The following is a 26,972-nucleotide window of genomic DNA, read 5'->3' as shown; positions in this document are numbered from 1 at the left end:
ATGCGTGAAAACCGCTCGGCCGCGTTCGATGCGACGCCCGAAGAACCGTTCGAACTGACCGCCGCGCAGCAGGGTGTGTGGTATGGGCAACTGGTCGATCCGGACAGCCCCAAATACAACATCGGGGAATGCCTGGAGATCCGGGGCGGCCTCGACGAGGATTTATTCGCCGCCGCTGTGGACCGGGCCGTGTCCCTCCACGACAGCCTCCACCTGGAGTTCGTCACTGACGGTGAAACGATTCGCCAGAGGGTGGCCCGTACCGGACCGGACGCCCCGAGCAGGCTGCGCCGGGTCGATCTCAGCGGCGCGGACGACCCCGCCGCCGCGGCCGAGCGGTACATGGCCGACGACATGGCCACCGTCGACCGACTCCACGCTCCGCAGCACCATTTCGCGCTGCTGCGACTGAGCCCCACGCTGCACTACTGGTACGTCCGGTACCACCACATCGCCGTCGACGGCCTCAGCGGCGCCCTCGTCGCCCGCACGGTCGCCGACCTCTACACCCGCGCGGCACAGGGCGAGGACGAGGCCGAGATCACCGCCGCGCCCCTGCGCGATCTCGTGGCCGAGGAAACCGCCTACCGCACCTCCGGCCGCACCGAGACCGACCGCGCCTATTGGACCGGACGGTTCACCACCCCGGCCGGGGACAGCCCGGAGGCCGACGCGGACACCCGCGCCGCCACCCCGCTCATCCGCCGCCGCACCGACACCCCCGCCCCGAGCGCCACTTCCGAGGCGCCGGTGCAGCTGCACTCCGGCGAGACCCTCCCCGTCACCGTCCTGGACGAGCTGCGCCGCCTGGCCGGCGACAGCCGCACCACCTGGACCGCCGTCCTCGTCAGCGCGGTCGCCGCCTACGTCGCCCGCGTCACCGGGACCCAGGACATCCGGGTCGGGCTCGCCTCCCACGGCCGGCACGCCGGACTGCGCCACATCGTCGGCATGACCTCCAACATCCTGCCGCTGCGCCTGTCCGTCGCCCCTGACATGACGGTCGGCGCCCTGGTCCGCGCCGTCGCCGCCGAGATGCGCGGCGCGCTGCGGCACCGCCGCTTCTCCCGCGAACAGCTGGCCCGCGAGCTCAACATGGCCGACGACGGGGCACGCCTCACCGACGTCGTCGTCAACATCATGGGCTTCGAGTACGGCCTCGACTTCGCCGGCAGCCCCGCCACCTCCCGGCTGCTGTCCATCGGCCCGGTGGACGACGTGTCCCTCTTCGTCTCCGAACGCTCCGAGGGACAGGGGCCGTTGATCGGGTTCGACACCAACCCGGAGCTGTACCACCCGGACGACGTCCGGCTGCACCAGCACGCCGTCGTCTCCTTCCTGACGGCCCTGGCCGGTGCGGACGCCGAAACCCCGCTCGCCGAACTGCCGTTGCTCGACGACACCGCCACCGCCGCCGTACTCGCGCAGGGGCGCGGCACCGAACTGCCCGCCGTGGACACCGCTCTTCCGCAGGCGTTCGCCGCGCAGGTCCGCCGTACGCCCGATGCCCCGGCCGTCGTGGACGGGGCGCACACCCTCACCTACCGCGAGCTGGCCGAGACGGCGGCCGAGCTGTCCGGCGCGCTGAGCGGCTGGGGCGTCGGCGCCGAGGACGGCGTCGGCGTACTGGTGGGCCGTTCGGCCGCCGTGGTGACGGCCACCCTCGGCGCGGTGGGCGCGGGTGCCGCGTACGTACCGATGGACGCCGCGTGGCCCGTCGAGCGGCTGGACCGGGTCGCCGGGACCGCCCGGGTCCGCGCCCTGGTGGTGGACGCCGCCAACGCCGACGAGGACTGGGTCGAGAGGGCGGCCGGGACGCTCCCCGTCCTCGTCGTGGACGAGCGCGGCAGCCTCCTGCGCGGCGCTCCGGAGCGGCCGGGGACCCCGCCCGAGGTGAAGCAGGGCGACCGCCTCGCCTACGTCATGTTCACCTCCGGCTCCACCGGCCTGCCCAAGGGCGTCGGCGTCACCCACGCCGACGTACTCGCGCTGGCCGCCGACTCGGCCTGGCGGGACGGCGTCGCCGACGCGGTGCTGATGCACTCCGCGTACGTCTTCGACGCCTCCACCTTCGAGATCTGGGTGCCGCTGCTCAACGGCGGCCGGGTGGTCGTCGCGCCGCCCGGCGGCCTGGAACCGCACGTCCTCAGGGAGATGACCGAGCGGTACGGCGTCACCTCGCTGTTCCTGACGACTTCCCTGTTCAACATCGTGGCCGAGACCGACCCCGCCGCCTTCGCCGGGCTCCGCCTGGTTGCCACCGGCGGCGAGGCCGCAGCCCCCGGCCTGACCCAGCGGGCCGCCGAAGCCGCCCCCGGCATCCGCGTGCTGCACGTGTACGGGCCCACCGAGACCACCACCTTCGCCACCCGCCACCCGGTCACCGCGCACACGCCGGGCGTGCCCCCGATCGGCCGGGCCCTGGACGGCATGAGCCTGTACGTCCTCGACGACCGGCTGCGCCCGGTGCCGCCCGGCGTGGTGGGCGAGCTGTACGTGAGCGGCCGGGGCGTGGCGCGCGGCTACCAGGGGCGTGCCGCGCTCACCGCCACCCGGTTCGTGGCCGACCCGTACGGCCCGGGCGGCGCCCGGATGTACCGCACCGGCGACCTTGCCCGCTGGACCGCCGACGGCGACATCGAGTACGCCGGGCGCGTCGACGGGCAGGTCAAGCTGCGCGGGTTCCGTATCGAGCCCGCCGAGATCGAGAACACCCTGCTCGCCGACCCCGCCGTACGCTCCGCCCGCGTCCTGGTCCGCGAGGACGTGCCCGGCGACCGGCGCCTCGTCGGCTACGTCGTACCGGCACCCGGTGCGGCCCCGGACGCCGCCGCTCTCGCGCGGGCCGTGGCCGGGACGCTGCCCGCCTACATGGTGCCGTCCGCGTTCGTCCTGCTCGACGCGCTGCCGCTGAACGCCAACGGCAAGCTCGACCACCGGGCCCTGCCCGCGCCCCGCGCCTCCGCGGCCGCCGGGCGCGCCCCGCGCACCGCCCACGAGGAGGTGCTGGCGGGCCTGTTCGCCGATGTGCTCGGGGTGTCCGCCGTCGGCGTGGACGACGACTTCTTCGCCCTCGGCGGCCACTCCCTGCTCGCCACCCGGCTCACCGGCCGGGTGCGCACCGCGCTCGGCGCCGAACTCGACCTGCGGACCCTCTTCGAGCACCCCACGGTCGCCACCCTCGCCGCCGTGCTCGACACCTCCGGCGAGGCCCGCCCCGCGCTCGTCCCGCAGGACCGGCCCGACACGGTGCCGCTGTCCTTCGCCCAGCGGCGGCTGTGGTTCCTCAACCAGGCCGAGGACTCCGGCGACACCTACAACGTCCCCCTCGTCCTCGACCTCGAAGGCCCGCTGGACACCGACGCCCTGCGCGGCGCCCTCGCCGATGTCGTCGCCCGGCACGAGAGCCTGCGCACCGTCTTCGCCGAGGAGGACGGCGTGCCCCGCCAGGTCGTCCTGGACGCGGGTACCGCTGCCGCCCTCGTCCCGCTCGCCGTCGAGGAGCCCCCGGACGCGGAGCACGCCGACGCGTGGGCCGAGGAGGCGGTCCGCCGCCTGTCCGGCGCCCCCTTCGACCTCGCCGGCGAAGTCGCCTTCCGCGCCGGGCTGCTGCGGCTCGGTCCCGACCGCCACGTCCTGGTCCTCGTCCCGCACCATGTCGTCGCCGACGGCTGGTCCCTCGCCCCGCTCAGCCGCGACCTCGGTGCCGCCTACCGCGCCCGGCTGGCGGGCGAGGACACCCCCGACTGGCCCGCGCTGCGCGTCCAGTACGCCGACTACGCCCTGTGGCAGCGCCGGCTGCTCGGGGAGGACGGCGACCCGGACAGCCTCGCCGGGCGCCAGCTCGCCTTCTGGCGCGAGGCGCTGCGCGGCGCCCCCGACCTGCTCGAACTGCCCCTGGACCGGCCCCGCCCGGCCGCACCGAGCCACCGTGGCGGGGCGGTGCCCTTCGACCTGCCCGCCGACGCGCACGCCGCACTGGTGCGACTGGCCCGCGCGGCCGGCTGCACCCCGTTCATGGTGCTCCAGGCAGCCCTCGCCGTGACCCTGCGCGCCCACGGCGCGGGGGAGGACATCCCGCTCGGCACCGCCGTCGCCGGACGCGCGGACGAGGCCCTGGACGACCTGGTCGGCTTCTTCGTCAACACGCTGGTCCTGCGCACCGACCTGTCCGGCGACCCGACGTTCCGGGAACTCCTGGGCCGGGTCAAGGAGTTCGACCTCGCCGCGTTCAGCCACGGGGACATCCCGTTCGAGCGGCTCGTGGAGGCGGTCAACCCCGAACGCTCCGGCGACCACCACCCGCTCTTCCAGACCATGCTGGTCCTCCAGAACCAGGAGCGGGCCGGGATCGACCTGCCCGGCATCACCAGCCGCGACCGCTCCGGGCACACCGGGATCAGCAAGTTCGACCTGACCTTCTCGCTCACCGAGAACGCGGCGTCCGCCGACCGGACCGAGCCCGCCCAGGGCATCGGCGGCTACCTCGAATACGCCACCGACCTCTTCGACGAGGCCACCGCCCGTGCCCTGTGCGACCGGTTCGCCCGCGTCCTCACCGAGGCCGTCGAGAACCCCGACCGGCCCGTCGGCGACCTCGACCCGCTCGGCCCCGGCGAACGCGACCGGCTCCTCGCCCAGGGGCACGGCACCGCACGCCCGCTGCCCACGGCCACCGCGCCGGAAGCGGTCCGCCAGTGGGCCGCCCGCACCCCCGACGCGACCGCCGTGCGGGACGCGGACACCCACCTCACCTACGCCGAACTCGACGCCCGGGCCGACGCGTTGGCCCACGTGCTGCGCGAACGCGGCGCGGGACGCGAGACGCTCGTCGCGCTCGCCCTGCCCCCGTCCGTCACCTCCGTCGTCGCCATGCTGGCCGTCCTGCGCGCGGGTGCCGCCTACCTGCCCGTGGACCCGCGCTACCCGGCCACCCGCATCCGGCACATGTTCGCCGACGCCCGCCCGGTCCTCCTGCTCACCACGAGCGACGTCCACGAGGCGCTGCCGCACACCGACGTGCCGTGGCTCGACCCCGGTCGACCGGGCGACAGCAGAAGCGAGCCGGAGTTGAAGATCCACCCCGCCGACCCGGCCTACGTCATCTACACCTCCGGCTCCACCGGCCGCCCCAAGGGCGTGACCGTGCCGCACGGCGCGCTCGCCAACCACATGGCCTGGATGGGCCGGCACCTGACGCTCACCCGGGGCGACCGTGTCCTCGCCCGCACCTCCACCAGCTTCGACGCCTCCGTGTGGGAGCTGTGGCTGCCGCTGATGAACGGCGCCGAGGTGTGCGTACTGCCCGACGGCGCCAACCAGGACCCGCGGGCCCTGGTCGGCTGGATGGACCGGTTCGCCGTCACCGTCGCCCAGTTCGTGCCCTCCCACCTCGCGCTCGTCCTCGCCGAGGCCGCCGACGCGGCGCCGCTGCCCGCGCTGCGCGCCGTCCTGTGCGGCGGCGAGCCCCTGCCGCGCCCCCTCGCCGACGAGATAACCCGCACCTGGCACGCCGAGGCGCACAACCTGTACGGCCCGACCGAGGCAACCATCGACGCCACCGCCCACCGCGTCCCCGAGGACGCCGAGGGCCACGCGGCCGAGACCGTGCCGATCGGCCGGCCCGTCGACACCATGCGCGCCTACGTCCTCGACACCCGGCTACGGCCCGTCCCGGCCGGGGTCACCGGGGAGCTGTACCTCGCCGGACCCAACCTCGCGCGCGGCTACCTGGGCCGCCCCGGCCTGACCGCCGAGCGCTTCGTCGCCGACCCGTTCGACACCACCGGCGCCCGCATGTACCGCACCGGCGACCTGGTCCGGTGGAACCGGCACGGGCTGATCGAGTACGTGGCCCGCGCCGACGACCAGGTCAAACTGCGCGGCTTCCGCATCGAGCTGGGCGAGGTCGAGGCCGCGCTCCTCGCCCGCCCCGGCGTCACCGCCGCCTGCGCCGTCATCCGCGAGGACGCCCCCGGCAGGCGCCGGCTGGTGGCCTACGCCGTCACCGCCGAAGGGGCGCCGCGCGCCCTCACCCTGCGCGACGACCTCGCCGAGGCGCTGCCGCACTACATGGTGCCCGGCGCCGTCGTCGTCCTCGACGAACTGCCGCTGCTGCCCAACGGCAAGGTGAACCGGCGGGCCCTGCCCGAACCCGAACCCGAGCCGGAGGCCGAGACCTCGGTGGCCCCCGGCCGGGGCACCCCGCAGGAGGAGCTGCTCGCCGGGATCTTCGCCGACGTCCTGCACCGCCCCGCCGTCGGCCCGCACGACAGCTTCTTCGACCTCGGCGGCCACTCCCTGCTCGCCATGCGCGTCGTCAGCCGCGTCCGCGCCGTCCTCGGGGCCGAGGTCGCGGTACGCACCCTCTTCGAGCACCCGACCGTCGCCGGACTGGCCCGCGCCCTCGACACCCCCGGCCGGGCCCGCCCCGCCGTGCTGCCGGCCGCGCACCGCCCCGAGCCGCTGCCGCTGTCCTACGCCCAGGCGCGCCTGTGGTTCCTCAACCGGCTGGAGGGGCCCAGCTCCACGTACAACATCCCGCTCGTCCTCGAACTCGACGGCACCCTGGACCCGGACGCCCTCAGGGCCGCGCTCGGCGATGTCATCGAGCGGCACGAGGCGCTGCGCACGCTGTTCCCCGAGCGGGACGGCGTACCGCACCAGACGGTCCTGCCCGCCGAGGCCGCCACGCCCGGGCTGCCCGTGGTGAGCACGGCACCGGCCGACATGGACGCCACCGTGCTGGCCGCCGTGCGCGAGCCGTTCGACGTCACCACCGACCTGCCGCTGCGCGCCCTGCTGCTGCGCTCCGCGCCCGAACACCATGTGCTGGTCCTGGTCGTCCACCACATCGCCGGTGACGGCTGGTCCCTCGCCCCGCTCGCCCGCCACCTCGGCACGGCCTACCGGGCCCGGCTCGAAGGCACCGAGCCGGGGCTGACCGTCGGCACCCCGCTCCAGTACGCCGACTACACCCTCTGGCAGCGCGCCCTCCTCGGCGAGGGCGACGCCGGGTCCGAGGACGACGGCGTGCTGCGCGGCCAGCTCGATCACTGGCACACCGCGCTCGCCGGGATGCCCGGACTGATCGACCTCCCGCTGGACCGGCCGCGCCCGGCCGCCGTCGACCCCAGGGGAGGCGTCCACACCTTCGAGGTGCCCGCCGAACTGCACACCCGGCTGCGGCGACTGGCACGGGAGTCGGGCAGCAGCCTGTTCATGGTGCTCCAGGCGGCCGTGGCCACCCTGCTGCACCGGCACGGCGCGGGCGACGACATCCCGCTCGGCTCGCCCGTCGCCGGCCGCACGGACGAGGCGCTGGAGGACCTGGTCGGGTTCTTCGTCAACACCCTCGTCCTGCGCACCGACCTCTCCGGCCGCCCCACCTTCCGCGAACTCCTCGTACGTGTACGGGAGTTCGACCTCGCCGCCTACGCGCACCAGGACGTGCCCTTCGAGCGGCTGGTGGAGCACCTCAACCCGGTCCGGGCCCGCGACCACCACCCGCTGTTCCAGACCATGGTGGTGCTCCAGAACCAGGAGAGCGCCCGCCCCGAACTGCCCGGTCTCACCGTCGAGGACCGGCTCGTGCACAACGGGCTGAGCAAGTTCGACCTCACCTTCGCCTTCACCGAGGACCGCGACGGCGGTCTCGGCGCCGGGGTCGAGTACGCCACCGCGCTGTTCGACCGCAGCACCGTCGAGAACCTCACGGCCCGGCTCCTGCGCCTGCTGGAGCGGGTCGCCGCCGACCCTGAACGGCCGGTCGCCGAACACGACTTGATGGCTCCGGACGAGCACACCCGGGTGACCAGGTGGGGGACCGGCCGCGCCCTGCCCGCCACCGACGAGCCCGCCGTCCTGCCCGCGCTGTTCGCGGCCCAGGCCGCCCGCACCCCGGACGCGAAGGCCGTCACCGCCGCCGACGCCACCCTCACCTACGCCGAACTCGACGCCCTCTCCGCCCATCTCGCCGGCACCCTCGCGGGCCTGGGAGTCGGTGCCGAGACCGGAGTCGGCGTGCTGCTCGGCCGGTCCCCGGCCGTCGTGACGGCCTCGCTCGGCACGGTCCGCGCCGCCGGGGCCTATGTCCCGCTGGACGCCCGCTGGCCCGAGGAACGGCTCGACCAGGTCGCCGGGGCCGCCGGAGTCCGCGTCCTCCTGGTCGACGAGGCCGCCTGCGACTCACCCTGGGTGGGCGCCGCCGCCGAACGGATACCGGTCGTCGTGCTGGACCGGCTCGGCCGCGTCCTGCGGGGCGGGCCCGAGCACCCCGGCCGCCCGGTCCCCGTCCCGGACCCCGCCGCCCTGGCCTACGTGATGTTCACCTCCGGCTCCACCGGCCTGCCCAAGGGCGTCGGCGTCACCCACGCCGACGTGGTCGCGCTGGCCGCCGACTCGGCCTGGCGGGACGGCGCCGCCGACGCCGTGCTGATGCACTCGGCGTACGTCTTCGACGCCTCCACCTTCGAGATCTGGGCCCCGCTGCTGCACGGCGGCCGGATCGTCGTCGCACCCGACGGCGTCCTGGACGCCCGCGCCCTCGACGACGCGGTCCACACCCACGGGGCCACCGCCGTCTTCATGACGACCGCCCTGTTCAACGTGATCGCCGAGACCGACCCCGGCGCCTTCACCGGCCTGCGCCTGGTGTGCGCCGGCGGCGAACTGGCCTCCCCGGACGCCATGCAGCGGATCGCGGCCCTCGCGCCCGACACCCGCGTCCTGCACGTGTACGGCCCCACCGAGACCACCACCTTCGCCACCCGCTACCCGGTGACCGCCGACCTCCCGGCCGGGCCGCCGCCCATCGGCCGCCCGCTGGACGGCATGCGCCTGCACGTCCTCGACGGCTCGCTGCGGCCCGTACCGCCCGGCGTGGTGGGGGAGCTGTACCTCGCCGGACACGGCGTGGCGCGCGGCTACACGGGCCGGCCCGGCCTGACCGCCACCCGCTTCGTCGCCGACCCGTTCGACGCGGCCGGCGGCCGGATGTACCGCACCGGCGACCTGGTCCGCTGGACCCCGGACGGCCAGATCGCCTACGTCGGCCGGTCCGACGGCCAGGTGAAGCTGCGCGGCTACCGCATCGAGCTGGGCGAGATCGAGAACACGCTGGCCTCCTGCCAGGGTGTCGCGGACGCCTTCGCCGTCGTCCGCGAGGACACCCCGGGCGACCGGCGTCTCGTCGCCTATGTGGTCCCCGCGAGCGGCGCGAGCCCCGACCCCGCCGACCTCGCCCGGGCCGTCGGCCGGTCGCTGCCCGCCTACATGGTGCCCAGTGCCTTCGTCCCGCTCGACGCGCTCCCGCTCACCCCCAACGGCAAGGTGGACCGGCGCGCGCTGCCCGTCCCCGAGCACGCGCCGGTGAGCGGACGCCCCGCCCGTACCGGCCGCGAGGAGATCCTCTGCGGACTCTTCGCCGATGTCCTCGGTCTGGACGCGGTCGGTCCCGACGACGACTTCTTCGCACTCGGCGGCCACTCCCTGCTCGCCACCCGGCTCACCGCCCGTATCCGCGCCGCGCTCGGCGTGGAAGTCCCCGTCAAGACCCTGTTCGAGCACCCGGCGCCGGCCGCGCTGGCCGGCGTGCTCGACGGCGCCGAGGTGGCGCGGCTCCCACTGGAGCGGGCCGAGCACCGGGTGGAGCCGCTGCCGCTGTCCTTCGCACAGCGCAGGCTGTGGTTCCTCAACCGGTTCGAGGGCCCCAGCGACACCTACAACGTCCCGCTCGTGCTGCGGCTGGACGGCCCGCTGGACGCCGACGCCCTGGAGAGCGCGCTCGCCGACGTGGTCGAACGCCACGAGAGCCTGCGCACCGTCTTCCCCGACACCGACGGCGTGCCGCGTCAGCTGATCCTCGACGCCGGGGCCGCCGACCTCGACCTCACGCCCCGCGACACCGACCCCGCCCGCCTGGACGAGGTGCTGGCCGCCGAGGTCGCCCACGCCTTCGACGTGAGCGCCGAGGCGCCGGTGCGGGCCCGGCTGGTGCGGCTCGGCGCCGAGTCGCACGTCCTCGTACTGGTCCTGCACCACATCGCGGGCGACGGCTCGTCGCTCGCGCCGCTCGCCCGCGACCTCGGCGAGGCGTACCGGGCGCGCCTCGCGCACGAGGAACCCGGCTGGACCGATCTCGCCGTCCAGTACGCCGACTACACGCTGTGGCAGCACGCGCTGCTCGGCGACGAGGAGGACCCGGACAGCCGGGCCGCCGGACAACTCGCCTTCTGGCGAGAAGCGTTGGCCGGAGCGCCCGAGCTGCTGGAGCTGCCCGCCGACCGGCCGCGCCCCGCTGTCACCGGGCACCGCGGGGACGCGTTCGCCTTCCCCGTGGACGCCGTCACCCACCAGGCGCTCGCCGCGCTGGCCCGCGCCCGCGGGTGCAGCCTCTTCATGGTGCTCCAGGCCGCCCTGTCGGTGCTGCTGTCCCGGCACGGCGCCGGGGAGGACATCCCGCTGGGCACCGCCGTCGCCGGACGCACCGACGAGGCCCTGGACGACCTGGTCGGCTTCTTCGTCAACACCCTGGTGTTGCGCACCGACCTCACCGGCGACCCCACCTTCGACGAAGTGCTCGACCGGGTGCGGGAGTTCGACCTCGCCGCCTACGACCACCAGGACGTGCCCTTCGAGCGGCTGGTGGACGCCCTCAGCCCGGACCGGGCGCAGAACCACCACCCGCTGTTCCAGACCATGCTGGTGCTCCAGAACCAGGCCGGCGCCGACATCGAGCTGCCCGGCCTCACCGTCTCGGAGCAGCCGGTGCGCACCGGCATCAGCAAGTTCGACCTCACCTTCACCTTCACCGAGACCGAGGACACCGCCGGGCGGCCCACGGGGCTCGACGGGGTCCTGGAGTTCTCCACCGAGCTGTTCACCCACGCCACCGCGTACACCCTCGCCGACCGGCTGACCCGCCTCCTCGCCTCCCTCGCGGCCGACCCCGGCCAACGGGTCCATGAGGCCCAGGTGCTGAGCACGGGCGAGCGGCAGCGGCTGGCGGAGGCCGCGCTCGGGCCGGTCCGGGCCGTGGCCGCGCGGACGGCACCCGAGGCGTTCCGCGCCCAGTGCGCCCGGACCCCGGGCGCCGTCGCGGTACGCGGTGCCGACCACAGCCAGACCTTCACCGAACTCGACCAGCTCTCCAACGACCTCGCGCACCACCTGCGCGGCCGGGGCATCGGCCGGGGCGACCTCGTCGCCCTCGCCCTGGAGGGCACCCCGGACCAGGTGGTGGCGATGCTCGCCGTGACCAAGGCCGGGGCCGCCTACCTGCCGATCGACCTGGACCACCCCGAGGCGCGCATCGCGTACACCCTGTCCGACGCCCGCCCCGTCCTCCTGCTCACCCACGCCCACCGGACCGAACGCCGTCAACTGCCCCTGCCCTGCCTCGCGCTGGACGACCGGGCCACCTGGTCCACCGGGCACGTCGCACCGCCCGCCACCACGCCCGACCCGCGCGACGCCGCGTACGTCATCTACACCTCGGGCTCCACCGGCCGCCCCAAGGGTGTCGTCGTCACCCACGCCTCGCTCACCAACCACATGGCCTGGATGGCCGACCACCTCGCCCTCACCGACGACGACCGTGTCCTCGCCCGGACCTCGCCCAGCTTCGACGCCTCGGTGTGGGAGACCTGGCTGCCGCTGCTGCACGGCGGCTCCACCTGCCCGGTACCGGCAGCCCTCAACCACGACCCCGCCGGACTGCTCACCCGGACGCGTGAACTCGGCGTCACCATCGCCCAGTTCGTGCCCTCGCACCTCTCGCTGGTCCTCACCGAGACGGCCGGCGAGGAAGCACCCGCGACCCTGCGGGCCGTCCTGTGCGGCGGCGAACCCCTGCCGCGCACCCTGGCCCGGCGGGTCCGGGACGCCTGGCGGGCCGAGGTGCACAACCTGTACGGGCCCACCGAGACCACCATCGACGCCACCGCCCACCACCACACCGACGACACCGACACCGCCGAGGGGAGCGTGCCGCTCGGGCGCCCCGTCGACAACGCCCGCGCCCACGTGCTCGACGCCCGCCTCCAGCCCGTGCCGCCGGGCGTCACCGGGGAGCTGTACATCGCCGGTGACGGGCTGGCGCGCGGCTACCTGGGCCGGGCCGGGCTCACCGCCACCCGCTTCGTCGCCGACCCGTACGGGCCCGCCGGAAGCCGGATGTACCGCACCGGCGACCTCGTCCGGCGCGACGCGAACGGCCTGCTCACCTACGTCTCGCGCGCCGACGACCAGGTCAAGCTGAACGGCTTCCGCATCGAACTCGGCGAGATCGAGGCCGCGCTCACCGCCCTGCCCGGCATCACCGCCGCCTGCGTCCTCGTACGCGAGGACCAGCCGGGCGAACGGCGCCTGGTGGCCTACGTGGTGCCCGGCGGGGGAGAGGGCGCGGACCTGGCCGACGACGCGCTGCGCCGGGGGCTGGCCGACGTGCTGCCGCCGTACATGACGCCCGCCGTCTTCGTGCGCCTGGACGCGCTGCCGCTGATGACCAACGGCAAGACCGACCGGCGCGCCCTGCCCGCCCCGGCGCGGGCCACCGGCACCCGGCCGGGCGGGGAGCCGCGTACCGAGCGCGAACGCGTGCTGTGCGAGGTGTTCGCCTCCGTACTGCGGGCGGACGCCGTGCGCACCGACGACGACTTCTTCGCGCTCGGCGGCGACAGCATCCTGTCCATCCAGCTCGTCAGCCGGGTCCGGCAGGCCGGGCTCGCCGTCACCCCGCGCGACGTCTTCGTGCACCGCACACCCGAGGCCATCGCGGCCGTCGCCACCGTGCTGACGGCGGACTCGGCCGAACCCGCCGAGGCGGGCACCGGCGAGATGCCGCCCACGCCCATCGCGGCCTGGTTCCTGGAGCGGCCCGGCGCCACGGACGGCTACAACCAGTCCGCGGTCCTGCGCACCCCGGCCGACGCCGACGAGGAATCCCTCATCGGCACCCTCCAACTCCTCATCGACCACCACGACATGCTCCGGATGCGTGTCGCCCGCTCCACCGAGGAAGAGCCGGTCCTGTACGCACAGCCGCCCGGCTCCGTGCTCGCGCGCAAGCGCCTCACCCGGCTCGACATCACCGGGCTCGACGCGGCCGCCGCGTCCGCCGCGCTCGCCGAGGCGGGCGAGCAGGCCCGCGCCCGGCTGCGGCCCGCCGACGGCCATGTCATCGAGGCCGTGTGGGGCGACGCGGGCCCGCGCACGCCCGGCCGGCTGCTGATCGTCGTCCACCACCTGGCCGTCGACGCGGTCTCCTGGCGGGTGCTCGGCGCCGACCTGGCCACCGCCTGGCAGACGTTCACCGGCACGCCTTCGGCACTTCCGTCCGTCGCCACGCCGTACCGGAGCTGGGCCCGCCTCCTCGCCACCCAGGCCCGCACCCCCGAGCGGGAACGCGAACTCCCGCTGTGGGAAGGCGTGCTGAACACCCCCGACCCCCGCATCGGACACCGGCCGCTCGACGCGGAGCGCGACACCGCCGAGCACACCCGCACCGTCACGACCCACCTGGACGCCCGCTGGACCGGCCCGCTGCTCACCACCGCGCCCGCCGCCTTCCACGCGGGAGTCGACGACGTCCTGCTCACCGCGCTCGCCCTGGCGATCCGCGCCTGGCGCGAGGACCGGGGTACGGGCCGCACGGACGACACGGCCGTCCTGATCGACCTGGAGGGGCACGGCCGGGAGCAGCTCGCCGACCACATCGACCTCTCCCGCACCGTCGGCTGGTTCACCAGCCTCTACCCGGTCCGCCTCGACCCCGGCCCCGGCCGGGTCGTCGACCCCGCGCGCTTCGACGCGACCCTGATCGACCGCGCCGTGAAGCAGATCAAGGAACAGCTGCGGGCGATACCCGACCACGGCGTCGGCTACGGGATGCTGCGGCACCTCAACCCCGCCACCCGCGACCGGCTCACCGTGCCGGCCCCGCAGATCGGCTTCAACTACCTGGGCCGCTACGCCGGTTCGGCCGGGAGCGCGGGCGACTGGGAGGTCCTGCTCGACGGCGGCCAGCCGCGCAGCCAGGACCCGGACATGCCCGTCCACCACGTCATCGACATCAACGCGCACACCGAGGACCGCCCCGACGGGCCCGTCCTCGTCACCCGCTGGGCCTGGCCCGGCGACCTCCTGAAGGAGGAGGACGTGGCAGACCTGGCCGACGCCTTCGCCCGCGCCCTGCGCGCCGTCGCCGAACACGCCGAACAGCCCGACGCGGGCGGCTACACGCCCTCCGACCTTCCCCTGGTCTCCCTCGACCAGGCCCAGATCGACCGACTTCAGAACAAGTGGGGTGGACGCAAGTGACCGGGTTCCAGCTGGAGGACGTACTGCCCTTGACGCCGTTGCAGGCGGGCATGCTCTTCCACTCGCTCTACGACTCCCAGGCCGTGGACGTCTACACCACCCAGTTCGTGTTCGACCTCGAAGGCACCGTCGGTGTCCCCGCGCTGCGGGCCGCCATCGGCACCCTGCTGCGGCGCCACGCCAACCTCCGGGTCGGCTTCCTCCACGAGGACCTGGACCAGCCCGTCCAGGCGGTCGCCGCCGAAGTACCGGTACCACTGGTCGAGTTGGACCTCACCTCGGCCGACGGCTCCGAGGCGCTGGACGCGTTCCTCGCCGAGGACCGCACCCGCCGGTTCGACCTCACCACCCCGCCCCTGATGCGGTTCACCCTCGTCCACACCGCGCCCGGCCGGCACCGCCTGGTGATGACCAGCCACCACCTCCTCTTCGACGGCTGGTCCGTCCCGCTGCTGGTGCGCGAGCTGTTCGAGCTGTACGCCCGCCAGGGCGACGACATCACGCTGCCCCGCGTGACCCCGTACCGCACCTACCTCGCCTGGCTGGCCGCGCAGGACCGGGCCGCCACGCTGGGCACCTGGCGGGACGCGCTGGCGGGGCTGGAGACGCCCACCCTGCTCGCCGGGCGTGGCGCGCCCGAGGGACCGGACTCCGCCGAGCTGCCCGACACCCTCGTGCTGGAGCTGGACCGCGCCACTACGCACCGGCTGCGCGAGACAGCCCGCGCCTCCCGGCTCACGCTCAACACCCTGGTCCAGGGCGCCTGGGGCCTGGTGCTGGCCCACCTCACCGGACGCTCCGACGTGGTGTTCGGCACCACCGTCTCCGGGCGGCCGCCGGAGATCCCCGGCATCGAGACGATGATCGGCCTCTTCATCAACACCGTCCCGGTACGGCTGCGCCCCGAGCCCGGCGAGAGCCTGGCCGCGCTGCTCACCCGGCTCCAGGAGGAGCAGGCGGGGCTGCTGGGCAACCAGTACGTGGGCCTCACCGAGATATGCGAGACCGCCGGACTCGACCGGCTCTTCGACACCCTCGCCGTCTTCGAGAACTACCCGCTCGACGCCGAGGCCCTGCGCACCGCCCAGCAGGGCATGGCCGGGCTCACCGTCGCCGGTATCGACGGCACCGACGCCGCCCACTACCCGCTCACCCTCACCATCGCCCCCGGCGAGGACAGCCTGAGGATCACCTTCGGCTACCGCTCCGCCCTGCTCGACCGCACGGAGATCGAGCAGACCGTGGCCCGCATGCGCCGCCTGCTCACCCGGATGGCCGAGGGCCTCGACGTACGGGCCGACAGCCTGCCCCTGCTGCTGGAGGGGGAGCGGGAGCGGCTGCTGGAGACGGGACGCGGCGCGGAACTCCGGCTGTACGTGCGGAACTTGAGCGTCCCCGACGCGGTGGCCCGGCAGGCCGAGCGTCACCCCGGCACGGTCGCCGTCACCGGTGCGGGTGAGGAGCTGACCTACGGGCTGCTCCAGGAACTGTCCACCGGGCTGGCCCGAGCCCTCACCGGCTCCGGGGTCGGCGCGGAGGACGGGGTCGGCATCCTGCTCGGCCGCTCCTCGGCCCAGGTCACCGCCTCCCTGGCGGTCCTGCGCGCGGGCGCCGCCTACGTCCCGCTGGACCCGCGCTGGCCCGCCGAACGCCTCGACCGCGTCAATGAGTCCGCCCCGCTGCGCGCCCTGATCGTGGACGAGACCACCCGCGAGAACCCCTGGGTGCGCGGACTCGACATCCCCGTACTCACCGTGGACCCCGCCGGACGCGTCCTCAGCGGCGGCCCCTTCGCCCCCGGCGCCCTGCCCGCCGTGTCCGGCGGCGACCGGCTCGCGTACGTCATGTTCACCTCCGGCTCCACCGGCCTGCCCAAGGCCGTCGGCGTCACCCACGCCGACATCGCCGCCCTCGCCGCCGACCGCACCTGGGCCGACGGGGTGGCGGAGGCGGTGCTGATGCACTCGGCGTACGTCTTCGACGCGGCCACCTTCGAGATCTGGGCGCCCCTGCTGAGCGGCGGCCGGGTCGTCGTGGCCCCCGAGGGCACGCTCCAGCCCGCCACGCTCCGGGACCTCGTCGCCCGGCACGGGGTGACCGCGGCCTTCCTGACGACCGCCCTGTTCAACGTCATCGCCGAGACCGACCCCGGCGCCCTCGGCCTGCTCCGGCTGGCCGCCGCCGGCGGCGAGGCCGCCACGCCCGGCGTGCTCCAGCAGCTGGCCACGGCCCACCCCGGCACGACGGTCCTGAACGCCTACGGCCCCACCGAGACCACGACCTTCGCCACCCTCCACCACGTCCCGGCCGACACCCCGCCCGGCATGCCACCGATCGGCCGCCCGCTGGACGGCATGCGGGCCTACGTCCTGGACGCGGCCCTGCGCCCGGTACCGCCCGGCGCCGAGGGCGAGCTGTACATCGCGGGCCCCGGCGTCGCGCGCGGCTACCTCGGGCGGCCCGGCCTGACCGCCACCCGGTTCGTCGCCGACCCGTTCGAGGGCGGCGGCGCGCGGATGTACCGCACGGGCGACGTGGTGCGCTGGGACAACGAGGGCCTGATCCATTACGTCAGCCGCGCCGACCAGCAGGTCAAGCTGCGCGGCCATCGCATCGAGCCCGCCGAGATCGAGGCCGTGCTCCGCACCGACCCGTCCGTGCGCGCCGCCTGCGTCCTGGTCCGCGAGGACCTCCCCGGCGACCGCACCCTCACCGCGTACGTCGTCCCCGCCCCCGGCCACACCGCGGACCCCGGCCGGCTGGCCGCGCACATCGGCCGCCACCTGCCCTCCTACATGGTGCCGTCCGCCATCCAGTCACTGGACGCCCTGCCGCTGACCGTCAACGGCAAGCTCGACCGGGCCGCCTTGCCTGCGCCTGTGAGTTCGGGACCGGGAGCCGCGGGGAGGGCGCCGCGCGGGGCGCACGAGGAGATCGTCGCCGGACTGTTCGCCGACGTGCTGGGCGTGGCCCAAGTCGGCGTCGACGACGACTTCTTCGCCCTGGGCGGCCATTCCCTGCTCGCCACCCGGCTCGTCGGCCGCGTCCGTACCGCGCTGGGCACCGAGACCGAGATCCGCACCCTCTTCGAGCACCCGACCGTCGCGTCCTTCGCGGCCGTCCTCGCCGACGGGGACCGTCCGGCCCGCCCCGCCCTCGTCCCGCAGCCGCGCCCCGCCGTACTGCCGCTGTCCTACGCACAGCGCCGCCTGTGGTTCCTGCACCGGCTCGACGGCCCCTCCGCCACCTACAACATCCCCTTCGCCGTACGCCTCGACGGCCCGCTCGACCAGGAAGCCCTGCGCGCCGCGCTCGACGACGTGGTGGCCCGGCACTCCGCGCTGCGCACCGTCTTCCCCGCCGACGGGGACGGGCCGCGCCAGCACATCACCGAACCCGGCGCGGCGACCGTGCCGTTCGTCGTCCGGAGCGCCGACGAGGGCCGGCTCGACGCGGCCGTAGCCGGGATCGCCGCCGAGGCCATCGACATCGAGCGCGAACTCCCGCTCCGGGCGACCCTGTTGCGGCTCTCCGACGACTCCCACGTGCTGGTGCTCGTCGTCCACCACATCGCCGCCGACGGCTCCTCGCTCGCACCCCTCACCCGAGACCTCGGCACCGCCTACCGGGCCCGCGTCGGCGGGCAGGCCCCGGCGTGGACCGCACCGCCGGTCGACCACGTGGACCACGCCCTCTGGCAGCGGGCCCTCCTCGGTGACGAGGACGACCCGTCGAGCGTGCTGTCCGGGCAACTGGACCACTGGAAGCAGGCGTTGGGCGGGCTGCCCGAGCTGATCGACCTGCCGTGGGACCGGCCCCGCCCCGCCGTCCCCCAACACAGCGGCGCCACACACGACTTCACCCTGGACGCCACCACCGCCCGACGGATCGCGGACCTCGCCCGCACCAGCGGATGCAGTGTCTTCATGGTGCTCCAGGCCGCCCTGTCCCTGCTGCTCTCCCGGCACGGCGCGGGCGAGGACATCCCGCTCGGCACGGCAGTCGCCGGACGCACCGACGAGGCCGCCGCCGATCTGGTCGGCTTCTTCGTCAACACCCTCGTCCTGCGCACCGACCTCTCCGGTGACCCCACCTTCCGCGAACTCCTGGACCGGGTGAAGGAGTTCGACCTCTCCGCCTACACCCACCAGGACCTCCCCTTCGAGCGCCTGGTCGAACTCCTCAACCCCGCCCGCTCGCAGAGCCACCACCCGCTCTTCCAGACCATGCTGGTCCTCCAGAACCACAGCCCGGCCGCCCCCGTCGAGCTGCCGGACCTCACCGTGAGCCCGGTGCCGGTCGAGCTGGACGTGGCCAAGTTCGACCTGTCCTTCACCTTCGCCGAGACCCACGACGACCAGGGCGCGCCGGGCGCCATGCGGGCCGCCGTGGACTACGCGACGGAACTCTTCGACGCGGCCACCGTCCACGCCCTCGGCGAACGCCTCGTCCGGCTGCTCACCGCCGTCACCGCCGACCCCGACCGCCCGCTGCGCGCCTACGACGTGCTCACCGACGCCGACCGCGCCCGCGTCACCGCCTGGGGCACCGGCCCCGAGGCCGGCCGGCCCGAGAGCGTCCCCGCCCTCTTCCGGCGCTGGGTACGGAGCACCCCGGACGCCCCGGCGGTCCGCGACGCCACCACCACGCTCACCTACCGCGAGCTGGACGCCCGCGCCGACTCCGTCGCCGCCGGCCTCGCCGCACGCGGTATCGGCCCCGAGGACCGGGTCGCCGTCGCGCTGCCCCGTACCCGCGAGCTGCTCGTCACCCTGCTCGGCGTCCTCAAGGCCGGGGCCGCGTACGTACCGCTCGACCCGGACTATCCGGCCCGCCGCCTCACCCACATGGTCGAGGACTCCCGGCCGCGCCTGCTGCTGACCACCCCCGAGGTGCGCGAGCGGCTGCCCGAGCTGCCGGTGCCGTACGTCCACGTCGGGGACCTCACGCAGAGCGCGGCGCCCGCTTCGGGTGACCCCGACCCGGCGCACCCGGCGTACGTCATCTACACTTCCGGCTCCACCGGCCTGCCCAAGGGTGTGGTGGTCACCCACCAGGGTGTCGGCGCGCTGGCCCGGACCCATGCCGAGCGGCTGCGGGTCGGCCCCGGCGACCGGGTGCTGCACCTGGCGTCCGTCAGCTTCGACGCGGCGTTCTGGGAGATGTGCATGGGCCTGCTCACCGGGGCCTGCCTGGAGATCGACGAACGCGACGCCCTGCTGCCCGGCCCCGCCCTCGCCGGCACCGTCCGGGAACGCGGCGTCACCCACCTCACCCTGCCCCCTGCCGCGCTCGCCGTGATGCCGCCCGGCTCGCTGCCCGAGGGCACCACCATCGCCCTCGCCGGTGAGGCGTGCCCGCCCCACCTCGTGCACACCTGGGCGCGCGACCGGCACCTCGTCAACGCCTACGGCCCCACCGAGACCACCGTCTGCGCGACCATGAGCGCCTTCCAGCACGCCGACGGCCCCCTCGCCCCCGACCGCACCGTGCCCATCGGCGTCCCCGTCGACGGCACCCGCGTCCACGTCCTGGACGACCGGCTGGCCCCCGTACCGCCCGGCGTGGTCGGTGAGTTGTACGTCTCCGGCGCCAGCCTGGCCCGCGGCTACCACGAGCGGGCCGCCCTGACCGCGACCCGATTCGTGGCCGACCCGTTCGACCGCGCGGGCGGCCGGATGTACCGCACCGGCGACCTGGCGCGCTGGACCACCGACGGTGAACTCGTCTACGTCTCCCGCGTGGACGACCAGGTCAAACTGCGCGGCTTCCGCATCGAGTTGGGCGAGATCGAGGCCGCGCTCACCGCGCTGCCCGGCATCGCCTCGGCCTGCGCCACGGTCCGCGAGGACCGGCCCGGCGACCGTCGCCTGGTGGCGTACACCGTTCCCGAGGAGGGACAACAGGTGCCGGACGCGACCGAGTTGCGCGCCCGCCTCGCCGAGACCCTGCCCGACCACATGGTCCCGGCCGCCTACGTCACGCTCGACGCCCTGCCCCTCACCCCCAACGGCAAGACCGACCGGCAGGCCCTCCCCGCGCCCGAGCAGACGGCACCCGGCGAGGGCACGGCCCCGCGCACCGACCTCGAACGCGAGCTGTGCACGGCGTTCGCCGAGACCCTCGGTGTGCCCCAAGTCGGCGTCCAGGACGACTTCTTCGCCCTCGGCGGCCACTCCCTGCTCGCCGTCACCCTCGCCCAGCGGATCGAGGAACGCTGCGGCCGGCGCCTGTCCCTGCGGGACCTGTTCGCCGCGCCGACGGTGGAGGGCATCGCCCGCCTGCTGGACCGCATACCGGGAGAGCAGGGGTACGGCAGCGGGCCCGACCTCGCCGCCGAGGTCCGCCTCGCACCGGACATCACCGCTACCGCCCGCAGGAGCGCCCGCCCCACGGCCCGTCCACTGCTCACCGGTGCCTCCGGGTTCCTGGGCGCGTTCCTCCTGCGGGACCTCATCGACAGCACCGACGGCCCCGTCGACTGCCTCGTCCGCGCCGAGGACCCCCGCCGGGCAGCCGAGCGGCTGCGCGCAAACCTGGAGCACTACGGCCTCTGGCAGCCCCGCTACGAGACCCTGATCAACGCGGTGCCGGGCGACCTCGCCGCCCCCGGCCTGGGCCTGACCCCGCAGGACCGCAGCGCACTGGTCCGCCGTCTCGGGCCCGTCCTGCACAACGGCGCCCGCGTCAACTTCGCCGCCGGGTACGGGGATCTGCGCGCCCCCAATGTCGCGGGCACCGAGGAACTGCTGCGGCTGCTCGCCGACTCGGCGTCACCGGGCATGCACTACATCTCGACCACCAGCGTGTTCGCCCCGGCCACCGGGCCCGACCCCGTCACCATCACCGAGGCCACCCCGACCGGTCCGCCGTCCGCCCTGCCCGACGGCTACGCCCGCAGCAAGTGGGTCGCGGAGGGCCTGGTCGGACTCGCCCGCGAACGCGGCTTGCCGGTCACCGTGCACCGCCCCGGCCGGATCAGCGGCGACACCGCCACCGGCGCCTGCCAGGACCGTGACCTGCTGTGGCAGCTCATCAAGGGCTGCCTCCAGGCGGGGGCCGTACCCGACCTGCCGTACGGCTCCACCGACTGGGTGCCGGTGGACCACGTCAGCAGGGCCGTCGTGGCGCTCGCCGGGTCGGTGCAGACGGGCGGGGAGGTCCATCACTTCACCAACCCGGACGCCCCGGACCTGGGGCGCGTCTTCCAGGCGGCCGCCCGGCTCGGCCACGAGCTGAGCACCGTCCCGGTCGAGGAGTGGCAGGCCCGCGTCGCCGCCGACCCCGGCAACGCGGCCCAGCTCTTCCTGGGCGACGAGCCGCAGACCCGGCACGAGGCGATGGACCAGCGCCGCTTCGACTCCCACCAGACGGCCAAGGCCGTGGGCGTCCTCGGTGTTCACCAGCCCCCGCTGACCGACGAGGTCCTCGCCCGCTACCTCACCTGGTTCCACCGCACGGGCTTCCTGCCGGAGCCGGGGAAGGGAGGGACCGCGCGCTAGCGGGCGGACTGCTCGGCGGCGCGCTTGATGCCGTGCAGGGCCTCCTCCAGGCCGCGGGTGACGTGCTCGCCCTCGACGTTGTCGGTGTGCAGCTCGACGGTCAGCCGCGAGCTGCCCGCCTCGTCGCCCGCGGCCACATGCAGCCGGCCGTGGTAGTCGTCGGGGCCCGGCGCGCCCCACTCCAGGCTCTTGCCCTCTTCCAGCACATGGACCCACGCCTGGCTGGTGACGTCCTGCTCGGGCTCGCCGGGCGGGTCGATGTGCGCGGTGACGGTGACCCGGTCCCCGCCCTCCGGCTCGACCGAGGTCAGCCGGGGGAGGTAGGCCGGGAGGTTCTCCACGTCCGCGAGGTAGGCGAAGAGGCGGTCCACCGGGACGGCCACGTTGATCGAGTTGTCGTAGTTACCCATGGTCCGGCTGTGCCCCGGCCTGGGGGCCGGTAACGGAACGGCGGGGCCGATTGATCCACATGGGTGAACCGAAGCAGACGGGTGGCGCAGTACCGGGTTCAGGCCCTCGACTCCGCCTCCTCGCCGAAGAGATGGCGCGTCGTCGAGCGGTAGTTGGCGCGGACGTGGCCCAGGGCGTGGGCGCGGGCGCGGTCCGGGTCGCCGGAGGCGATGGCCGCGTACAGCTCGTGGTGCTCGGCGAGGAGCTGGGGCCACTCGGCGTTGCGCCGGGTGAGCCAGCGCAGGCGGCCGTCGACCGGCTCCATGACCGAGATGAGCAGGCCGTTGCCCGCCATGGCCAGGATGCGGTCGTGGAAACGGGTGTTGACGTCCGTGATCGCCTCCGCCTCGCCCGCCTCCGTGGCCGTCGCGGCCTCCGCCAGCAGCTCCCGCAGCCGCTCCAGCGCTTCGGGGGTCGCCCGAACGGCGGCCAGCCCGGCCGCGTACACCTCCAACGCCTCCCGCAGCTCGAAGAGTTCACGTACGTCGTCCGGGGTCAGCCGGCGCACCACCGTGCGGCGGGCCGACTCGAACAGGACGAAGCCCTCGCCGACCAGCGCGCGGATGGCCTCGCGCACCGGGACCCGTGAGACGCCGTACCGCTCGGCCAACTCCCGTTCCACCAGCCGGTCGCCGGGGCCGAGGCGCCCCGCGATGATGTCCTGCCGCAGCGCCGCCAGGACGCGCTCGCGCACCGAGCCGAGCGGTTCGGTCTTCGCCGTAGTGGGGCTCATGGGCTCATCCTCGCTGCCGGGCGGTGCTTTTACGGAGCCGTAACGGCGACGACATCGGTCCGGACGGTTGACGGCGGAACCATGACGGCAGTTTGGTATACCAAATGACCGCCGCCCTCCGCCCCCTCGCCCCTGGAGGTCCCGTGTCCCTCGCCGACCGCGCCGAAGCAGCGGGCGCACCCGCGTTCACCCCCGACCCACGCCTGACCAACGAGGACCTCGCCCCCGCCCAGCGGCGCAACTGGAAGGTCTTCGACCTGTTCGCGCTGTGGATGTCGGACGTCCACAACCTGGGCAACTACACCTTCGCAGCTGGTCTGTTGGTGCTCGGCATGAACGTCTGGCAGGTGTTCACGTCCCTCCTCGTCGGCTTCGTGCTGATCTTCATCGGGATGAACTGGATGGGCCGCATCGGCCAGCGCCACGGCGTGCCCTTTCCCGTGGTCAGCCGCATCGCCTTCGGCGTCTGGGGCGCCAACATCCCCGCTCTGATACGGGCGTTGATCGCCATCATGTGGTACGGCATCCAGACCTACCTGGCCTCCGTCGCCGTCAATGTGATGCTGCTGGCCGCCTGGCCGGGCCTTGCGTCGCTGACCCACCACTCCTTCCTCGGCCTGGATGCCCTGGGCTGGATCTCCTTCCTGACCCTGTGGCTGGTCCAGGCGCTGATCATCAGCCGGGGGATGGAGTCCGTACGCCGGTTCCAGGACTTCTGCGGGCCCGCGATCTGGCTGGTGATGATCGCGCTCGCCCTGTGGGTGCTGGCCAAGGCCCACTGGACCATCTCGCTCACCGCCACCCCGCACCCGGTCTCCACGGGGGAGCAGTGGCGGCAGTGGTTCGGCGCGATCGGGCTGATCCTGGCCACCTACGGGACGCTGATGCTCAACTTCTGCGACTTCTCCCGCTTCGCGCCCGACTACCGGACCGTGCGGCGCGGCAACTTCTGGGGCCTGCCCGTCAATTCGACCGCGTTCGTCGTCCTCTCGGTCATCGTCACCGCCGGTTCGCTGGAGGTGTTCGGCGAGGCCGTCACCGACCCGGCGGAACTGGTCGCGCGGGTCGGCAACACCTGGGTACTGGCGATCGCCGCGCTGACCTTCGCCATCGCCACGATGGGCGTCAACATCGTCGCCAACTTCGTCTCCCCGGCCTACGACCTCGCCAACGTCTGGCCGCAGAAGATCACCTTCAAGGTCGGCGGCATGATCAGCACGGTCGCCGCCCTGGTCGTCACCCCCTGGAACCTCTTCTCCAACCCGACCGTCGTCAACTACTTCCTCGGCGGCCTCGGCGCCTTCCTGGGCCCCCTGTTCGGCGTGATCATGGTCGACTACTACGCGGTCAAGCGCGGCCGGGTGAACGTGGACGAACTCTTCGACGCCACCCCCGGCTCCCGCTACCACTACCGCCGGGGCTTCAACCCGAAGGCCCTCGGCGCGTTCCTCCCCTCGGCCGCCGTCGCCGCCACGCTGGCCCTGGTGAAGGACTTCAGTGACGTCGCGCCGTACTCCTGGTTCATCGGCACGGCGCTCGCGGCGGGCCTGTACTGGCTGCTGAACCGGAGCAGGACCGGAGCGGAGGCGTGAGGGCCATGCGGATCGTCGTCACCAACTGCAACACCACGCCCGAGATGACCGAGGAGATCGTCCACGGCGCCCGAGCCGCCGCCGCACCAGGCACCACCGTGACCGGCCTGACCCCGACGTGGGGCCCCGAGTCCGCCGAGGGCTGGCTCGACAGCCATCTCTCGGCCGCCGCCGTCCTCGACACCCTGCGCACCTACGACGGACCGCCGTACGACGCCGTGGTCATGGCCGGGTTCGGGGAGCACGGGCGTGAAGGCGTACGGGAGTTGGTCGACGTACCCGTGGTCGACATCACCGAGGCCGCCGCCCACCTCGCCTGTCTCCTCGGCCGCCGCTACGGCGTCGTCACCACGCTGGACCGCTCGCGCGGTCAGATCGAGGACAGCCTGGAGACCGCCGGAGTCGCCCGCAACTGCGCCGCCGTCGTCGGCACCGGCCTCGGCGTCCTCGACCTGGCCGCCGACCCCGCCCGCACCGAGTCCGCCTTCCTCACCGCCGCCGAACGAGCCCACACCGCCGGAGCCGAAGTCCTCGTCCTCGGCTGCGCCGGAATGACCGGCCTCCAGCGAAGCCTCTCCGAAAAGCTCGGCCTCCCGGTCGTCGACGGCGTGGCGGCGGCGGTGAAACTCGCGGAATCCCTCGTCACCCTGAACCTCACCACGAGCCGCGCGGGCACCTACGCCAAGCCGCTGCCGAAACGCCGGGTGTGGGGGCGCCCGGCATACTGACCGGGCCGACGGCGCCGGACGAGGGAGAACGCATGCTGAAGGACTTGTTCGAAGCGGTGCCGGGTACGACCGCCGAGGCTCTGGACGTGTTCGACGCCTCCGGGACGGTCGAGCCGGACTTCATGTTCGGGACCTGGCACGGTGCCGAACTCCCCACCGGGCACCCGATGGACGGGCTTCTCGGCGGCAGTGGATGGTGGGGCAAGCAGTTCGTCGACGCCGAGACCGTGCACCCGCTGCTCTTCCCGTCCCCGGACGGGAAGTCGCTGTGGGCGTTCGACCCGGCCAAGGCGTTCCTCGGGCTCGGACTCACCCAGAAGCTGCCGGTGTTGAGGAACCGTTCGCTGGTCGCCCCGATCAGCAGCCTGCGGCCCGTGCTACGGACTCGGTCCCCCAAGGCCCGTCTGCGCACCACCCGTCACCGTGGCAGGGACACCGCGACGATGATCTACGACCAGGTTCCCGTCAACGACGTCTTCCGCCGCCTCTTTGACGACGCGGTGATCGGCCTGATGGACATGCGTGGCCTGCGCAGCCCGTACTTCTTCGTACTGCGCCGCGACGACTCGCTCCAGGTGGCGTAGGCGGGTCCTTACCGAGTGATGACGTCGGGCCGGTGTGCCGGGGGAGCGGGCGCCCGGGGGCCTAGTTTGGGGCCATGCGTGTATTGGTCACCGGCGGTGCCGGGTTCATCGGGTCGCATGTCGTCGACGCGCTCCGGGTGTCCGGGCACGAGGCCGTGGTCTTCGACGTCCGCGACGACCCCGCCGCGGACGTCCGCGACCACGCGGCCGTGGCCCGCGCCCTCGCCGGCGTGGACGCCGTCTGCCACCAGGCGGCCATGGTCGGCCTCGGCGATGGTGTCACCGACGCGGCCGAGTACGTCTCCCGCAACGACCTCGGCACCGCCGTCCTGCTGGCCGCGATGGCGGAGGCGGGCATGCGGCGGCTGGTGCTGGCCGGGTCGATGGTGGTGTACGGCGAGGGCCGCTACGAGTGCCCGGCCCACGGCGTCGTACGGCCCGGCCCGCGCGCCGAAGCCGACCTGGCGGCGGGCCGCTTCGAGCCGCCCTGCCCCCTCTGCGGCACCGCGCTCGTCCCCGGCCTGGTGGGCGAGGACGCCCCGGCCGACCCGCGCAACGTCTACGCCGCCACCAAGCTGGCCCAGGAGCACCTGGCCGCCGCATGGGCGCGCGCCACCGGCGGCACGGCGCTCTCCCTGCGCTACCACAACGTGTACGGCCCCCGGATGCCCCGCGACACCCCGTACGCCGGAGTCGCCGCGTTCTTCCGCTCGGCGCTGCGACGAGGCGAGGCGCCAAAGGTGTTCGAGGACGGACGTCAGCGGCGCGACTTCGTCCATGTACGGGACGTGGCCGCGGCGAACCTGGCCGCGCTACGGGCACCGGACCGGCCCGGCACACTCACCGCGTACAACACCGGCAGCGGCGAGCCCCGTACGGTCGGCGAACTGGCGCACGCGCTGTCCGCCGCGCACGGCGGCCCGGAGCCGGTGGTCACCGGCGAGTACCGGCTCGGCGACGTACGGCACATCACCGCCGACTCCGCCCGGCTGCGCGCCGAGCTGGACTGGCGGCCGCGGGTCGGCTTCGCCGAGGGGATGGCGGAGTTCGCGGGGTCCGGCTGA

Annotated in this window: 8 protein-coding genes; 6 read left to right on the top strand and 2 right to left on the bottom strand. The window is 74.2% G+C overall.

Features of this window, described 5'->3' with window-relative positions; all coding sequences use genetic code 11:
• The gene (locus ACIGA3_RS12370) at positions 1–14,319 is read left to right on the top strand and encodes an amino acid adenylation domain-containing protein (RefSeq protein ID WP_399713640.1); all 14,319 of its coding nucleotides are present in this window, start codon (positions 1–3) and stop codon (positions 14,317–14,319) included.
• Positions 14,316–21,821: an amino acid adenylation domain-containing protein gene (locus ACIGA3_RS12365; RefSeq protein WP_399713639.1), complete on the top strand. Its 7,506-nt coding sequence runs from the start codon at positions 14,316–14,318 to the stop codon at positions 21,819–21,821. Before ACIGA3_RS12370 ends, ACIGA3_RS12365 begins: the two co-directional genes overlap by 4 nt.
• Here ACIGA3_RS12365 and ACIGA3_RS12360 read toward each other — a convergent pair.
• Positions 21,818–22,231, bottom strand: a complete 414-nt coding sequence (locus ACIGA3_RS12360) for an SRPBCC family protein (RefSeq protein ID WP_399713637.1) — start codon at positions 22,229–22,231, stop codon at positions 21,818–21,820. The genes ACIGA3_RS12365 and ACIGA3_RS12360 overlap by 4 nt on opposite strands.
• Positions 22,232–22,329: 98 nt before the next feature.
• Positions 22,330–23,004: a GntR family transcriptional regulator gene (locus ACIGA3_RS12355; protein WP_399713635.1), complete on the bottom strand. Its 675-nt coding sequence runs from the start codon at positions 23,002–23,004 to the stop codon at positions 22,330–22,332.
• A gap of 143 nt (positions 23,005–23,147) precedes the next feature.
• Between ACIGA3_RS12355 and ACIGA3_RS12350 the strand changes: the two genes are divergently transcribed.
• The 4 genes from ACIGA3_RS12350 to ACIGA3_RS12335 all read left to right on the top strand — a co-directional run bounded on the left by ACIGA3_RS12350 (position 23,148) and on the right by ACIGA3_RS12335 (position 26,972).
• The gene (locus ACIGA3_RS12350) at positions 23,148–24,596 is read left to right on the top strand and encodes an NCS1 family nucleobase:cation symporter-1 (protein WP_399714020.1); all 1,449 of its coding nucleotides are present in this window, start codon (positions 23,148–23,150) and stop codon (positions 24,594–24,596) included.
• Between the two features lie 5 nt (positions 24,597–24,601).
• On the top strand, positions 24,602–25,324 hold the full coding sequence (locus tag ACIGA3_RS12345) for an aspartate/glutamate racemase family protein (RefSeq protein ID WP_399713632.1): 723 nt from the start codon (positions 24,602–24,604) through the stop codon (positions 25,322–25,324).
• Positions 25,325–25,356: 32 nt separating this feature from the next.
• Positions 25,357–25,908 (top strand): DUF4334 domain-containing protein, encoded by a 552-nt coding sequence (locus tag ACIGA3_RS12340; RefSeq protein ID WP_399713629.1) that lies wholly within the window; start codon positions 25,357–25,359, stop codon positions 25,906–25,908.
• 74 nt (positions 25,909–25,982) lie between these two features.
• Entirely contained in the window at positions 25,983–26,972 is a 990-nt protein-coding gene (locus ACIGA3_RS12335) for an NAD-dependent epimerase/dehydratase family protein (protein ID WP_399713626.1), read from the top strand.

This window comes from Streptomyces sp. NPDC085596 (genome assembly GCF_044541565.1).
Lineage (GTDB): Bacteria > Actinomycetota > Actinomycetes > Streptomycetales > Streptomycetaceae > Streptomyces.
The sequence above is the reverse complement of the archived record's forward strand: the minus strand, read 5'-3'. Positions and strand labels throughout refer to the sequence as shown.

Bases quoted from the DNA above. Each gene is read 5' to 3' on its own strand.
- ACIGA3_RS12355 (WP_399713635.1), bottom strand. From the start codon at position 23,004: ATGAGCCCCACTACGGCGAAGACCGAACCGCTCGGCTCGGTGCGCGAG.
- ACIGA3_RS12340 (WP_399713629.1), top strand. From the start codon at position 25,357: ATGCTGAAGGACTTGTTCGAAGCGGTGCCGGGTACGACCGCCGAGGCT.
- ACIGA3_RS12345 (WP_399713632.1), top strand. From the start codon at position 24,602: ATGCGGATCGTCGTCACCAACTGCAACACCACGCCCGAGATGACCGAG.
- ACIGA3_RS12360 (WP_399713637.1), bottom strand. From the start codon at position 22,231: ATGGGTAACTACGACAACTCGATCAACGTGGCCGTCCCGGTGGACCGC.
- ACIGA3_RS12335 (WP_399713626.1), top strand. From the start codon at position 25,983: ATGCGTGTATTGGTCACCGGCGGTGCCGGGTTCATCGGGTCGCATGTC.
- ACIGA3_RS12370 (WP_399713640.1), top strand. From the start codon at position 1: ATGCGTGAAAACCGCTCGGCCGCGTTCGATGCGACGCCCGAAGAACCG.